The 14,249-nt window shown below is 67.9% G+C and carries 10 protein-coding genes and 1 pseudogene; 8 read left to right on the forward strand and 3 right to left on the reverse strand.

The features are described 5' to 3' along the window. Window positions 1-22: 22 nt before the first annotated feature. Window positions 23-3,346: pseudogene (locus FHW85_RS01770) on the forward strand (SbcC/MukB-like Walker B domain-containing protein); the annotation flags it as partial. A gap of 335 nt (window positions 3,347-3,681) precedes the next feature. Here the strand turns inward: FHW85_RS01770 and rpsT are convergent. After that, on the reverse strand, window positions 3,682-3,945 hold the full coding sequence (gene rpsT, locus FHW85_RS01775) for a 30S ribosomal protein S20 (RefSeq protein WP_167254468.1): 264 nt from the start codon (window positions 3,943-3,945) through the stop codon (window positions 3,682-3,684). Window positions 3,946-4,227: 282 nt separating this feature from the next. Here rpsT and murJ point away from each other — a divergent pair, with 282 nt between their 5' ends. The 7 genes from murJ to FHW85_RS01810 all read left to right on the forward strand — a co-directional run bounded on the left by murJ (window position 4,228) and on the right by FHW85_RS01810 (window position 13,220). Beyond that, a complete protein-coding gene (murJ, locus tag FHW85_RS01780) occupies window positions 4,228-5,835 on the forward strand; it encodes a murein biosynthesis integral membrane protein MurJ (RefSeq protein ID WP_168647114.1) in 1,608 nt (535 codons plus the stop codon). Between the two features lie 41 nt (window positions 5,836-5,876). Then, entirely contained in the window at window positions 5,877-6,836 is a 960-nt protein-coding gene (locus tag FHW85_RS01785) for a bifunctional riboflavin kinase/FAD synthetase (RefSeq protein WP_167254472.1), read from the forward strand. Between the two features lie 94 nt (window positions 6,837-6,930). Next, complete coding sequence (gene ileS, locus FHW85_RS01790; protein WP_168647115.1) at window positions 6,931-9,792, forward strand: isoleucine--tRNA ligase; 2,862 nt, start codon at window positions 6,931-6,933, stop codon at window positions 9,790-9,792. 59 nt (window positions 9,793-9,851) lie between these two features. Continuing rightward, on the forward strand, window positions 9,852-10,352 hold the full coding sequence (gene lspA, locus FHW85_RS01795) for a signal peptidase II (RefSeq protein ID WP_168647116.1): 501 nt from the start codon (window positions 9,852-9,854) through the stop codon (window positions 10,350-10,352). Window positions 10,353-10,401: 49 nt separating this feature from the next. Next, window positions 10,402-11,364 (forward strand): 4-hydroxy-3-methylbut-2-enyl diphosphate reductase, encoded by a 963-nt coding sequence (gene ispH, locus FHW85_RS01800; protein ID WP_168647117.1) that lies wholly within the window; start codon window positions 10,402-10,404, stop codon window positions 11,362-11,364. 204 nt (window positions 11,365-11,568) lie between these two features. Continuing rightward, a complete protein-coding gene (locus tag FHW85_RS01805; RefSeq protein WP_167254479.1) occupies window positions 11,569-11,934 on the forward strand; it encodes a helix-turn-helix transcriptional regulator in 366 nt (121 codons plus the stop codon). After that, window positions 11,931-13,220 carry a type II toxin-antitoxin system HipA family toxin gene (locus tag FHW85_RS01810; protein WP_168647118.1) on the forward strand — a complete coding sequence of 430 codons (1,290 nt, stop codon included), beginning with the start codon at window positions 11,931-11,933 and terminating at the stop codon, window positions 13,218-13,220. The genes FHW85_RS01805 and FHW85_RS01810 overlap by 4 nt, the downstream gene beginning before the upstream one ends. A 67-nt stretch (window positions 13,221-13,287) precedes the next feature. Here FHW85_RS01810 and FHW85_RS01815 read toward each other — a convergent pair whose 3' ends face one another. After that, window positions 13,288-13,605: a RebB family R body protein gene (locus FHW85_RS01815; protein ID WP_167254484.1), complete on the reverse strand. Its 318-nt coding sequence runs from the start codon at window positions 13,603-13,605 to the stop codon at window positions 13,288-13,290. 67 nt (window positions 13,606-13,672) lie between these two features. Then, entirely contained in the window at window positions 13,673-14,212 is a 540-nt protein-coding gene (locus FHW85_RS22260) for a hypothetical protein (RefSeq protein WP_246866608.1), read from the reverse strand. Window positions 14,213-14,249 lie beyond the last annotated feature (37 nt).

Consider the following 14,249-nt stretch of genomic DNA (forward strand, 5'->3'; position numbering starts at 1 on the left):
GGCACGCCCCGCCGCGCCTTCGCTGTTCCTCTCCGACCTGCCCGACCCGCGCGATGAGCAGTTCCGCATGCGCCGGCTGCAGGTGTTCAACTGGGGCACCTTCAGCGGCCTGGTCGATATTCCGATCGCCGAGAAGGGTTTCCTGTTCGTCGGCCGCTCCGGCTCCGGCAAGTCGACCCTGCTCGATGCGATGTCCGCGCTGCTGGTGCCGCCCAGCCTGGTCGACTTTAACGCCGCGGCGCGCGAAGCGGACCGCAGCGGCCGCGACCGCAGCCTCGCTTCGTACGTGCGCGGCGCCTGGGCCGACCAGCACGACAGCGACTCCGGCGAGATCGCCACCCAGTACCTGCGCAAGGGCAGCACCTGGTCGGCGCTGGCACTGGAATACCGCAATGCGCTGGGCGAGACGGTCTCGCTGATCCGCCTGTTCTGGATCGCCGGCAACGGCTCGGCCGCGGCCGACGTACGTAAGCACTACATGGTCACCGAGCGCGCGTTCGACGTGGCCAAGGAGATGGACGGCTTCGACCTGGACCTGCGCCGGCTCAAGGCCAGACTGGGCGACGAGGTGCATCATTTCGACGCCTTCGCCGGCTACGCGGAACGCTTCCGCCGCCTGCTCGGCATCCAGAACGACATGGCGCTGAAGCTGCTGCACAAGACGCAGTCGGCCAAGAACCTGGGCGACCTCAATCATTTCCTGCGCGGCTTCATGCTGGAGGAGCCGGAAACCTTCGCCGCGGCCGACCGCCTCGTCGCCGATTTCGCCGAGCTCGATGCCGCGCACAAGGCCGTGGTGATCGCGCGGGAGCAGGTGCAGACGCTGGCACCGGCGCGCCAGGCCTACGACGAACTGCAGGCGCTGCGCCGCGAGACTTCCGCGCTGCGCGAGCAGCAGCAGGGCGTGGACCTGTTCCGCGAACAGCGCCGCCTGCGCCTGCTGGACGACCGCCGCGCCGAACTCGATGTGCTGGCGCAAGGCCTGGAAGGCGAGCAGGCGCAGCGCAAGCAGGCGCTGGAGAACCACGACCAGCGCCTGGCCGATATGGAGCGCCAGCGCCGCGAGCAGGGCGGCGACGCGGTCGACCAGCTCGAACGCGAGCGCGCCCAGGTGCAGCGCGAACGCGACGAGCGCCTGCGCCGCCGCGACAAGCTCGAAAGCGCTTGCCGCGAACTGGGCTGGACCCTGCCGGGCACGGCGCGCGCGCTGGCCGAACTGGCCGGGCAGGCGCGCGAATTGGCCAGCGGCGTGCGCAGCCAGGGCGGCGCGCTGGAAGAACAGATGGACGCGATCAAGCGCGACAGCGGCCAGGCCGCGCAGCGCTTCGCTGCGGTGCGCGCGGAAATCGACGCGCTGAAAAAACACCCTTCGAATATCCCCGCGCCGATCCAGGCCATGCGCGCGCGGCTGTGCGAGGAACTCGGCTGGTCCGGGAACACCGTGCCGTTTGCCGGCGAGTTGCTGCAGGTAAAGGACGAATTCGCCGCCTGGCGCGGCGCGATCGAGCGCGTGCTGCACGGCTTCGCGCTGTCGCTGCTGGTGGACGAGCAGCAGTACGCGGCGGTGGCGGCCTGGGTCAACAAGACCCATCTGGGCGGCAAGCTGGTGTACTACCGCGTCGGCCGCGTGGAAGCCTTCGGCCAGCGCAAGCCGGACGGCCGTTCGCTGGTGCATCGGCTGGAACTGCGCGACCACGCGCATCGCGCCTGGCTGCAGGCCGAGCTGGCGCGCCGCTTCGACTACGCCTGCGTCGACAACGCCGCGGCGCTGCGCCAGGCCGACCGCGCGATCACGCGCGAAGGCCAGGTCAAGCATCCCGGCGACCGCTACGAGAAGGACGATCGCCGCGCCGCCGACGACCGCCGGCACTGGGTGCTGGGTTTCGACAACCGCGACAAGCTGGTGCTGTTCGAGAAGGAAGGCCAGGAACTGGCGCAGTCCATCGCGCGCACCGGCGACGCGCTGGCCCAGCTGAAGGCGCAGCGCGACCGCGACGGCGACCGCCGCGTCGCCGCCGCCGCGTTCGCCGGCATCGAATGGGAAGAGATCGACATCGCGCCCAAGCTGCAGCGCCTGGCCGATATCGAGGACCAGCTGCGGCAATTGAACGAAGGCGACGCAGGACTCAACGAGCTCGGCCGCCGCCTCGATGCCGAACGCGCGGCGCGGCAGCAAGCCGCCAAGTCCTACGAGGAAAGCGCGGCCGAACGCATCGCGGTGGAGCGCGAGCGCCGCGGCGTGGAAAACCAGCGCGAAGCCTGCGCCATGCGCGCCAGCGCCGCCGCGCTGACGCCGCTGCAGCAGGAAGGCCTGCAGGCCCGCCTGCCGGCGCAGCCGCTGCTGTCGCTGGAGAACATCGATCACCAGTTCCGCGCGCTGGAGCGCGCGCTGCACGAGGTGCTGGACGGCCAGGCCGAACGCGACCACCGGCTGGTGCAGTCGGTGGAGGAATGCTTCCGCGCGTTCTGCCGGCGCTGGCCGCAGGACAGCGCCGATTTCACTCCGCGCCTGGATTCCGCCGAAGGCTTCCTGGCCCGCCTGCGCCGGCTGGAGCTGGACGGCCTGCCCAAGCACGAGGCGCGCTTCTTCGAGCTGCTGCAGAGCCAGAGCAAGCAGGACCTGCTGGTGCTGCAGAAACATATGACCGAGGCGCGCAAGTCGATCGGCCAGCGCATGGAAGAGGTCAACGAAAGCCTGGAGCGCGTGCCGTTCAACCGCGGCACCTTGTTGCAGATCGAAGTGAGCGACCGCGGCCTGCAGGAAGTGCGCGATTTCCAGGCCCAGCTGCGCGACGTGCTGATGCAGCACCCCACCGAGGACCGCGAACGCGCCGAGGCGCAGTTCGCCGTGCTGCGCGGGCTGGTCGAGCGGCTGGGCGCACCGGATCCGGAACTGCGCCGCTGGCGCGAGCAGGTGCTGGACGTGCGCCTGCATGTGGAATTCATCGGCGTGGAGATCGAGGCGGAAACGCGGCGCCAGGTTGAGGTCTACCGCAGCGGCGCCGGCAAATCCGGCGGCCAGCGCCAGAAGCTGGCCACCACCTGCCTGGCCGCGGCGCTGCGCTATCAGCTCGGCGGCGACGACGGCCATCTGCCGCGCTACGCGCCAGTGGTGCTGGACGAGGCCTTCGACAAGGCCGACAACGAATTCACCGCGCTGGCAATGAATATCTTCGAGAACTTCGGCTTCCAGATGGTGGTGGCGACGCCGCTGAAGTCGGTGATGACGCTGGAGCCGTTTATCGGGGGCGCGTGCTTCGTGGACATCAACGGAAGGCACGATTCGGGCGTGCTGTTGATCGAGTACGACGCGGAGGAGAGGCGGCTGGCGTTGCCGGAGAAGGCGCGCGAGGCGGTGGCGTAGGTAAGGGGCCGGGAACGCCACGGCTCGCCCGTCATTCCGGCGTAGCGCCACGGCTCGTCATTCCGGCGCAGGCCGGAATCCAGTGGCGCCAGGATTGGTTTGTCGCGAAAAGCACAAGGCCCAGCCTTTTGGCGTTCTCGCTTGCGTGCAGCGCCTCGTTACTGGATTCCGGCCTGCGCCGGAATGACGAGCAGGGTGCGCCGGCTGGTTTTCCCAATAACGAAAGGGCCGGCTTTCGCCGGCTGGTTTTCCCAATAACGAAAGGGCCGGCTTTCGCCGGCCCTTTGCGCCAACCCGATTCGCTTGATAAAGCCGGCTTACGCCAGCTCGCGGATCTTCGCGTTGAGGCGGCTCTTGTGGCGAGCGGCCTTGTTCTTGTGGATCAGGCCACGCGAGGCGTAGCGATCCATGACCGGCTGGGCGGCGGCGAACGCCTCGACAGCGGCAGCCTTGTCCTTGTTCTCGATGGCCTTGACGACCTTCTTGAGGGCGGTGCGCACCATGGAACGGGCGCTGACGTTGCGCAGGCGGCGCTGCTCGGACTGGCGCGCGCGCTTCTTCGCGGACTTGATGTTGGCCAAGGTAGAACTCCGAAATAGCTTGGGTTGGTTGGAAAAAGGGGGCAATTATGACGGTAATGGGTCGTTGCGTCAACAGCTTAGCGACACCTGGACCGTGCGGATGGGGCCTGCGGGCGGGGGTGGCGGGCCGGTCCCATGAACAGAAGCGGGATTTTGCCACAAACGCGCTGTGTTCCCGCCCGCGGCCGCTGTCAGACTACGCGCTTTGCCGGCGCCGCCAGGGGGCGGAGCGGGCCAGCTTCCATCGATGACCACCACAACAAGAAAGGCACCGGCGCGCGCATGAAGTCACCCAGCATGTTCCGAGGGCTGCTGTCGTTCAGCGGCATGACCATGATTTCGCGCGTGCTCGGGCTGGTCCGGGATATGTCGATCAACGCGGCTTTCGGCGCCAATGCGGCCACCGACGCATTCTGGGTGGCGTTCCGCATCCCCAATTTCATGCGCCGGCTGTTCGCCGAGGGCTCGTTCTCCACCGCCTTCGTGCCGGTGTTCACCGAGGTGAAGGAAAAACGCAGCCACCAGGAGCTGAAAACGCTGATGTCGCGCGTCTCCGGCACCCTGGGCGGGGTGCTGATGCTGATCACGGCGCTGGGCGTGATCTTCGCGCCGCAGGTCACCACGCTGTTCTCGCCGGGCGCGATCGAGACGCCGGAGAAGTTCGAGCTCACGGTCAACCTGCTGCGCCTGACCTTCCCGTTCCTGCTGTTCGTCTCGCTGACCGCGCTGTCCGGCGGCGCGCTCAACAGCTTCCACCGCTTCGGCCTGCCGGCGCTGACGCCGGTGATCCTCAACCTGTGCATGATCGCCGGCGCGCTATGGCTGGCGCCGCGGCTGCATACGCCGATCATGGCGATGGGCTGGGCGATCCTGGCGGCGGGCATGCTGCAGCTGCTGTTCCAGCTGCCGGCGCTGCGCCAGCTGGACCTGCTCACCCTGCCGCGCTGGGGCTGGAGCCATCCGGAGGTGCGGCGCATCCTCAAGCTGATGGTGCCGACCCTGTTCGGCTCCTCGGTGGCGCAGATCAACCTGCTGCTGGATACGGTGATCGCCTCGCTGCTGTTCATCGGCTCGCAGAGCTGGCTGTCCCAGGCCGACCGTTTCCTGGAGCTGCCGCTGGGCGTGTTCGGCGTGGCGCTGGGCACGGTGATCCTGCCGTCGCTGTCGCGCCACCACGTGGCCACCGATGGCGAGGGATTTTCCAAGGCGCTGGACTGGGGGCTGCGCATCACCCTGCTGATCGCGGTGCCGGCGATGTTCGCGCTGATGCTGCTGGCCGAACCGCTGGTCGCCACCCTGTTCCAGCATGGGCGCTTCACCCCGTTCGATACGCGCATGGCCACGCTGTCGATCTCCGCGCTGAGCTTCGGCCTGCCGGCCTTCGCCCTGGTCAAGGTGGTGCTGCCGGCCTTCTACGCGCGCCAGGACACGCGCACCCCGGTGCGCGCCGGCGTGGCCTCGCTGATCGCCAACATGGTGCTGAACGTGCTGTTCCTGGCCGTGCTGTACGCGCTGTGGGCGCCGGCCGAGGTGAAGCAGGGCGCGCTGTTCGAAGGCCTGGCCAAGGTGCCGGGCCTGCACATGGCGCTGGGCGTGGCCAGCGCGGCGGCCAGCTATATCAACCTGGCCCTGCTGTGGTATTGGCTGCGCAAGGCCGGGGTGTACCAGCGGCAGCCGGGCTGGATGCGCCATCTGGGCCGGCTGGCGCTGGCCTGCGCGGTGATGATCGGCGTGCTGCTGGCGGGGCTGTGGCTGTGGCCGGATTGGACCGCGGCGGACAAGTGGGCCCGCGTGTGGCATCTCGCCGCGCTGGTCGGCGCCGGCGGTGGCGCCTATCTCGCCACGCTGTTCGCCGCGGGCTTCCGGCTGCGTGAACTGCGCGGCGTTTGATGCGCCGCCGCAGGCTGCGGTCCTACGGCTATACTCGCGCGATGACCAGACTTTCCAGGGATATCGCCGGTCCGTGCCTGGCGCCCGGCGGTAGCGTAGTCGCCGTCGGCGCGTTCGACGGACTGCATCGCGGGCACCAGGCGCTGCTGACCGAGGTGCACGAGCGCGCGCAGGCGACCGGCCTGACGCCGATCGTGGTGAGTTTCGAGCCGCTGCCGCGCGCCTTCTTTTCGAAGGAGCCGGTGCCGCGCCTGTCCAGCGTGCGCGAGAAGTTGCTGGGTTTCGAGGCGGCTGGGGTGAAGAAGGCGCTGATCCTGCGCTTCAACCACGAGCTCACCTCCATGCCGGCGGAAGACTTCGTGCGCCGCGTGCTGGTCCAGCGCCTGGGCACCCGCGAGGTGTGGGTCGGCGGCGATTTCCGCTTCGGCCACAAGCGCGGCGGCGACGTCGCCCTGCTGGAAAAAATGGGCGCGGAACTGGGCTTCGCCGCCCGCGTGATGCCGCCGGTGCTGCTCGACGGCGCCCGCGTCTCCGCCACCCGCGTGCGCATGCTGCTGGCCGCCGGCGAGTTCTCCGGCGCCGCGCCGCTGCTGGGCCGGCCCTTCGTGATCGAGGGCAAGGTGGAATACGGCAACCAGCTCGGCCGCGAACTGGGCTACCCCACCGCCAATATCCACCTGCGCGACCGCGTGCCGCCGGTGCAGGGCATCTTCGCCGTGCGCGTGGGCCTGGGCGAGGGCGAATGCGCTTGGCCGGGGGTGGCCAGCCTCGGCGTCCGCCCCACCGTCAACGAAGTGGCCCAGCCGCTGCTGGAAGTGCACCTGTTCGATTTCGAAGGCGACCTCTACGGCCAGCGCATGGCGGTGGAGTTCGTGGCCAAGCTGCGCGACGAGCTGAAATTCGACGGCCTGGACGCGCTCACCGAGCAGATCCGCCGCGACGCCCGCATGGCGCGCGAGGTGCTCGGCATGAATCCGCGCCTGACCGAGGCATGGACTTGAGCTTTCCGCTTCAAGCCGGCGCTTCCACGCCGGCCGCACACCCCACGGCGACGGCACGAGGGCCGCGCCCGACAACCCCGATGGCATCCGAGCAATGACCCAGGATTACAAGAACACCATCAACCTGCCGCAGACGGACTTCCCGATGCGCGGCGACCTGCCCAAGCGCGAGCCGCAGTGGCTGGCGGAATGGGAAACGGTCGGCCGCTACGCGCAGATCCAGCAGCGCACCGCCGGCCGCGACAAGGTGTTCGTGCTGCACGACGGCCCGCCGTACGCCAACGGCGTGATCCACCTGGGCCATGCGGTGAACAAGGTGCTCAAGGACGTGGTGGTGAAGTCGCGCCTGCTGGCCGGCTACCGCTCGCCCTACGTGCCGGGCTGGGACTGCCACGGCCTGCCGATCGAAATCGCGGTGGAAAAAAAGCACGGCAAGGCCGGCGACAAGCTCGACGCGGTGGCCTTCCGCCAGAAGTGCCGCGAGTACGCGCAGGCGCAGATCGACCTGCAGCGCACCGACTTCAAGCGCCTGGGCGTGCTCGGCGACTGGCAGAACCCGTACCGCACCATGGACTTCAAGTTCGAGGCCGACATGCTGCGCGCGCTGGCGCGCATCGTCGACAACGGCCATGTGATGCGCGGCTTCAAGCCGGTGTACTGGTGCTTCGACTGCGGCTCGGCCCTGGCCGAGGCGGAGATCGAATACGCCGACAAGGTCTCGCCGGCGATCGACGTGGCCTACGACGCGCTCGACCCGAAGGCGCTCGCCGCCAGGTTCGGCGTGGACGCGGGCGACGCTATCGTGGCCATCCCGATCTGGACCACCACGCCGTGGACGCTGCCGGAAAGCCAGGCGGTGTCGATGGGTGCGGAACTGGAATACGCCCTGGTCGAAGGCCCCGCGCGCGACGGCCGCCGCGTGCTGCTGGTGCTGGCCTGCGCGCTGGTGGAGAAGGCTTCGCATCGCTATGGCGTGGAGCATCCGCCGGTGCTCGGCCACGTCGCCGGCCAGGCGCTGGAAGGCGTGCTGCTGCAGCACCCGTTCTACGAGCGCACGATTCCCGTGCTGCTCGGCGAGCACGTGTCGGCCGAAGACGGCACCGGCGCGGTGCACACCTCGCCCGACCACGGCGTGGAAGACTTCGTGGTTTCGCGCAAGTACGGCATCGAGACGCTCAACTACGTCGAGCCGCGCGGCACCTATCGCGCGGACACGCCGCCGGCCGGCGAGCTGGCGCTGGCCGGCACCCATCTGTGGAAGTCCAACGACGCCATCGTCGAGATGCTGCGCGGCCGCGGCGTGCTGCTGGCCCACCACAAGATCGAGCACAGCTATCCGCATTGCTGGCGCCACAAGACGCCGGTGATCTTCCGCGCCACCCCGCAGTGGTTCATCAGCATGGAGCAGGCCGGCCTGCGCAAGGCGGCGATGGATTCCATCCGCCAGGTGCGCTGGGTGCCGGGCTGGGGCGAGGAGCGCATCGCCGGCATGGTCGGCGACCGCCCGGACTGGTGCATCTCGCGCCAGCGCACCTGGGGCGTGCCGATCGCGCTGTTCGTGCACAAGGGCACGCAGGAGCCGCATCCGCGCTCGGTCGAGCTGCTGGAGCAGGTGGCGAAGCGCGTGGAGCAGGGCAGCATCGACGCCTGGTACGCGCTCGATCCGGCCGAGCTGCTCGGCGACGAGGCCGCGGACTACGAGAAGGTCAACGACGTGCTCGACGTCTGGTTCGATTCCGGCGTCACGCATTTCGCCGTGCTCGGCCAGCGCCCGGAGCTGCAGCAGGGCGATGCCGATTCGTACAAGGTGATGTACCTGGAAGGCTCGGACCAGCACCGCGGCTGGTTCCAGTCCTCGCTGCTCACCTCGGCCGCCATCCACGGTCGCGCGCCCTACGACGACGTGCTCACCCACGGCTTCACCGTGGATGCGCAGGGCCGCAAGATGTCCAAGTCGCTGGGCAACGGCATCGAGCCGCAGGACATCATGAAAAACCTGGGCGCGGACATCCTGCGCCTGTGGATCTGCTCCACCGACTACCGCAACGAGATGTCGCTGTCGGACGAGATCCTCAAGCGCGTCTCCGACATGTACCGCCGCATCCGCAACACGGCGCGCTTCCTGCTGGGCAACCTGGACGGCTTCGATCCCGCGCGGCACCTGCTGCCGGTGGAAGACTGCCTGCTGCTGGACCAGTGGGCGGTGCAGCAGGCCTACGACACCCAGCAGGCGGTGGCGGCGGCCTACGACCGCTACGATTTCCCGGAGATCGTCCAGCGCGTGCAGAACTTCTGCACCAACGAGCTGGGCGCGCTGTACCTGGACATCACCAAGGACCGCCTCTACACCATGCCGACCGACAGCCGCGGCCGGCGCAGCGCGCAGAGCGCGATGTACCGCATCGCCGAGGCGCTGGTGCGCTGGCTGGCGCCGGTGCTGAGCTTCACCGCCGAGGAAATCTGGAAGGCCCTGCCGGGCCAGCGCAGCGATAGCGTGCTGTTCGAAACCTGGTACGACGGCCTGTCCGCCGCGCAAGGGTCGCCGGAGCAGCGCCGCTACTGGTCCGACCTGCTGGCCATCCGCGACACCGCCTCGCGCGTGCTCGAAGGCATGCGCAAGGCCGAGCAGATCGGTGCCTCGCTGGAAGCGAAGCTGGCCATCCACGCCGACCCCGCGCTGGTGAGCCGCTATGCGCCGGCAGCCGATGAGCTGCGCTTCTTCTTCATCACGTCCGACGTGCGCCTGGACGTGGCCGGCGGCCAGCCGGACACCGCCGTGCTGTCGGAGCTGGAAGGCGCGGACGTGTGGGTGTCGGCCACGGTCAGCGACGCGGCCAAGTGCGTGCGCTGCTGGCACCGCCGCGACGACGTCGGCCAGCATGCGCAGCATCCGGAACTGTGCGGACGTTGCGTGAGCAATGTCGACGGCCCGGGCGAAGACCGCCGCTGGTTCTGAAGACGCGGGCGGCCGGCGCGAGCCGGCCGCTTTCTTTGAGTCCCTTGCATGGACGACGCATGAGCAAGCAACCCAACGCCCTGTCCTGGCTGTGGCTGTCCGCCCTGGTGATCGTGCTGGACCAGGCGAGCAAGTGGTGGGCGCTGTCCGCGCTGCAGCCGGCCGGCGTGCAGCACGCCGTCATCCCGGGCTTCCTCAACTGGACCCTCGCCTTCAATACCGGCGCCGCCTTCAGCTTCCTGGCCGACAGCGCCGGCTGGCAGCGCTGGTTCTTCGTCGGCCTGGCCGTGCTGATCAGCGGCGCCCTGCTGGTGTGGCTCAAGCGCACCGCGCGCGCCGACTGGCGCACCGCGCTGCCGCTGGGCCTGATCATCGGCGGCGCCCTGGGCAACCTGATCGATCGCCTGCACGCGGCCCAGGTCACCGACTTCATCCAGGTCCATTACCAGGACTGGTACTACCCGGTGTTCAACATCGCGGACTGCGGGATTACCGTCGGCGCCGTGCTGCTGATCGCTTTCGGCCTGTTCACCGGCAAGCAGGCCGGGGGCGTGGGATAATTCCGGTCTCGGCGCCCCGCGCGCCGGCCAGCGACAGTCGAGGCTTCACGTGGACATTCTTCTCGCCAACCCCCGCGGCTTCTGCGCCGGCGTCGACCGCGCCATCGCCATCGTCGAGCGCGCGCTCGAGTCGTACGGCGCGCCCATCTATGTGCGCCACGAGGTGGTGCACAACCGCTACGTGGTGGACAAGCTGCGCGCCAGCGGCGCCGTATTCGTCGAGGAACTGCACGAAGTGCCCGACGGCGCCACCGTGATCTTCAGCGCGCACGGCGTGTCCAAGGCGGTGCGCGAAGAGGCCGACAGCCGCAAGCTCAACGTGTTCGACGCCACCTGTCCGCTGGTGACCAAGGTGCACATGGAAGTGGCGCGCCTGGGCCGCACCGGCCGCAGCGTGGTGCTGATCGGCCATGCCGGCCATCCGGAAGTGGAAGGCACCATGGGCCAGTGGAACCCGGCCAATGCCGGCGAGATCCTGCTGGTCGAATCGGTGGAATGCGTGGCGAAGCTGGAGCCGCGCTTCCCGCACGAGCTGTCCTACGTCACCCAGACCACGCTGTCGGTGGACGACACCAAGGCGATCATCACGGCCCTGCGCGAAAAGTTTTCGGACATCGAAGGCCCGCGCAAGGACGACATCTGCTACGCCACGCAGAACCGCCAGGACGCCGTGCGCCGCCTCGCCGACGCGGTGGACCTGATGCTGGTGGTCGGCTCGGTCAACAGCTCCAACTCCAACCGCCTGCGCGAACTGGCCGAGAAGCAGGGCGTGCGCTCCTTCCTGATCGACGGCGCCGAACATATCCAGCGCGAATGGCTGGACGGCGTGCAGCACATCGGCCTTACCGCCGGCGCCTCCGCCCCGGAGAAGCTGGTGCGCGACGTGATCGCGCGCCTGCGGTCCTGGGGCGCGGGCGAAGTGCGCGAGCTGGACGGCGAAGCGGAGACCATCACCTTCGCGCTGCCGAAGGAGCTGCGGCTGGCGGAGGGCGGGACGTCGGCCAGGCTCTGAGGCCGCTCGACGTTTAAGAAAAAGGCCCGCTTGATGCGGGCCTTTTTGCATGCGGGTGCCGGAAACGGGTGCCCGATCGGTGCGGGCCGGGATGCCCTCGGATAAGCCGTGGCTCGGCGTTTCCGTCCAGATAAAGTATGTCCATGGATACCTTAAATTAAGGTATCCATGGACATACTTTAAGTGGCGATGTATGCTAAGTGCATGAAAAGCCTGAATGAACTCGTCCCAGCGCCGCGGCGCAAGCCTCCCTCCCTATCTGCTTTCCCCAGCGAGGTCGGCGCAAGGCTACGCCGCCAGCGCATGGCGTTTGGCTGGCGCCAGGCCGATCTCGCCGAACGGGCCGGTGTGTCCGTGCAAACCGTCAAGGCGATGGAGAAAGGGGAGTCCATCGCTTACGAAAGCCTGCTTCGACTGCTGCTTGCCCTCGGCCATGGCGCGGACTTCCTGCGCATGCTGGAGTCCCCCCACTTTCCGACGCTGCGCGCGCAGGAGCTTTATCTGGAGCTGTCGGCGACGGATACGCTGAAGGCCAGGCGCGTGCGGCCCGTGGCGGAGGCACCGCGGTGAACTTCACCGAGGCCTGGCTCCAGGCCAAGAACCACCAGCTCGAAGTCTGGACCGAGCATCTTCCGGAGCCCGTCCTGGTCGGTCGTCTCAACTACGAGACGGAAACCAAGGCCGGATATTTCGAGTGGAGCGACGAGGCGCGCGAGCGCCAGCTGCAGCTTTCTCCCTTCACGCTGCCGCTCCACGAAGCTGTCTGGTCCAGCCGGAACGCCGGCGACCTGCCCACGGAATATCGCGGCCTGCCGGGCATGCTCAACGACGCGCTGCCGGACGGCTGGGGCCTGTATCTGCTGGACAAGGCGCTGGCCCGGCTGGCGATCAAGCCGGAATACATTTCTCCCGCCGTCCGCCTGGCTTATCTGGGCCATCGCGCCTGGGGTTCGCTGAGTTTTCGCCCGGCCATCGATGACGATCACGGCGAGGAGATGTCGCTCGAAGTGCTCGGCCGAGGCGTCGAGGCGACCATCGAGGGCCATCTCGACGAGGTTTCCGACGAACTTCTGCGCGCGGGAAGTTCTCCTCAAGGCGCTCGTCCCAAGGTGATGGTGGACCTGTCGGACGACCATCGGCGCGCACGCGTCACCGCCGGTGTGCCGGAGCAGGGATACAGCGCATGGCTGATCAAGTTCGCCGCACGCAACGAACCGGCGGATGCTCCAATACTCGAACTCGCCTATATGCAGTGCGCCCGCGAAGCAGGCGTGGACGTGATGGAAAGCCTGCTGCTGGAGGTCAATGGCAAGCCGGCTTTCGCTACCCGCCGCTTCGATCGCGCGGCAGGCGCGCGGGTTTTCTGCCAGTCGCTGGGCGGACTGATTCATTTCTCGCATCGCGATCTCGGCCTCGATTATGCGAACGTGGCCGAGATCATGCAGGCGCTTTCGATACCGGAAGCGGCTTATCCGCAGGCTTATCGGCGTGCCGTATTCAATGCCGCGATGAGCGTGCGCGACGACCACGCCAAGAACTTCGCCTTCATGCTGGACCGCCGCGGCCAGTGGCAGCTGTCGCCGGCTTTCGATCTGACCTATATGGAAGGCCCCGGCGGACATCACACCACGACTTTCGCCGGCGGCACGTCGGCGGATCCCACGCGCGAGGATCTGCTTCGCCTGGCGGATCACTACCGCATCGATCGCGGCGAGGCTGCGCGGATCGTCGACGACATCGTGGCGGTCGCATCGGAGGCCGGTGCGGCAGCGCTCAAGCTCGGTGCGAACAAGCAGACGGTTGCCCCTGTCGCTCGCCGCCTGCAGGCCGTGGCGCGTTCGCTGTCCAGCGTTTGAGATAAGCATGGGTGAATAAGAAAGCCCCGGAAAGCACGCCTTTCGGGGCTTCCGTTTTTCAGCCGGCTTACTTGCCCGCAAACGCCTGCGTCGTCGCCTTCAGGTCGGCGATGGTCTGCGCCAGCTCGTTATTGGTCAGCACCTCGGCTGCCGAGCGCGCTTCCAGCGGGCCCAGGTTGCTGATCAGGTTGGCGGCCTTGGCCAGGATCGAGATGCTCAACTCGTTCATCGCCTGCTGGTGGGCCACGGCGTTCTGCTGCGACAGGTTGGTGGTGGCCACCGCGTTCGAATAGGCCAGGTTGGACAGCATGGCGGGCTGTTCGGCAATCGACTTGAGGTTGGCGATGGCGACGGCGCCGATGATGTCGTCGGGAAGATTGGCCATGGTGATGCTCCTTGGAATGATGGTGATGGGGTAGGGATGGCTTAGTCGCGTCTGCGGCCGGCAGCCGTCAGGGCGCGTGCGGCGACGGTTCTTCGCCGGCGATGCTGCGGCCCAGGTCCTGGAACAGTTTTTCCGCGTTCCTGCCGATCTTTTCGATGGCCGAATCGTCGTTGCCGTCGGCGCTTTCGATCATCGACACGCACTTGGCCACCACGGCGAGGCGGATCAGGTTCATCGCCTGCTGCTGGGCCACCGCGTTCTGCTGGCGCAGGTTCTGGTTGAACACCTGCTGGGCCAGTTCGAGATTAGCCAGGATGGCCGGTTGCGCTTCAAGCGACTTCGCATTGGAGATGGCGATGGACTGCACGACGTCGTCTGGCAGCGAATCGCCCGAAGCCAGGTTCGGGGATGCCGGCCCGGCTTGCTCGTCCACTTCGTTGAGCCTGGCGCAGGCGCGCGCGACGGTGCCGATGTCGTCGCCTTCGGCAGGCACGATGCGCTGCGTCCTGGTATCGACAATCCGGTAGGCGGCGCCGGTGCCATGCCCGGTTTCCGCACCTGGTTCGTGCGCCGGCAGGAACGTGGGCTCGATGAGATATCGCTTCACTTCAAGGACTCCTTTCTTGAGGGGATGATCGTTGTCG

Source organism: Dyella sp. SG609, assembly GCF_012275375.1.
In the GTDB taxonomy this organism is placed as follows: domain Bacteria; phylum Pseudomonadota; class Gammaproteobacteria; order Xanthomonadales; family Rhodanobacteraceae; genus Dyella_D; species Dyella_D marensis.

Coding starts and splice junctions, on each gene's coding strand:
- FHW85_RS01815 (WP_167254484.1), bottom strand. CDS start 13,605: ATGGCCAATCTTCCCGACGACATCATCGGCGCCGTCGCCATCGCCAAC.
- ileS (WP_168647115.1), top strand. CDS start 6,931: ATGACCCAGGATTACAAGAACACCATCAACCTGCCGCAGACGGACTTC.
- murJ (WP_168647114.1), top strand. CDS start 4,228: ATGAAGTCACCCAGCATGTTCCGAGGGCTGCTGTCGTTCAGCGGCATG.
- lspA (WP_168647116.1), top strand. CDS start 9,852: ATGAGCAAGCAACCCAACGCCCTGTCCTGGCTGTGGCTGTCCGCCCTG.
- FHW85_RS01805 (WP_167254479.1), top strand. CDS start 11,569: ATGAAAAGCCTGAATGAACTCGTCCCAGCGCCGCGGCGCAAGCCTCCC.
- FHW85_RS01785 (WP_167254472.1), top strand. CDS start 5,877: ATGACCAGACTTTCCAGGGATATCGCCGGTCCGTGCCTGGCGCCCGGC.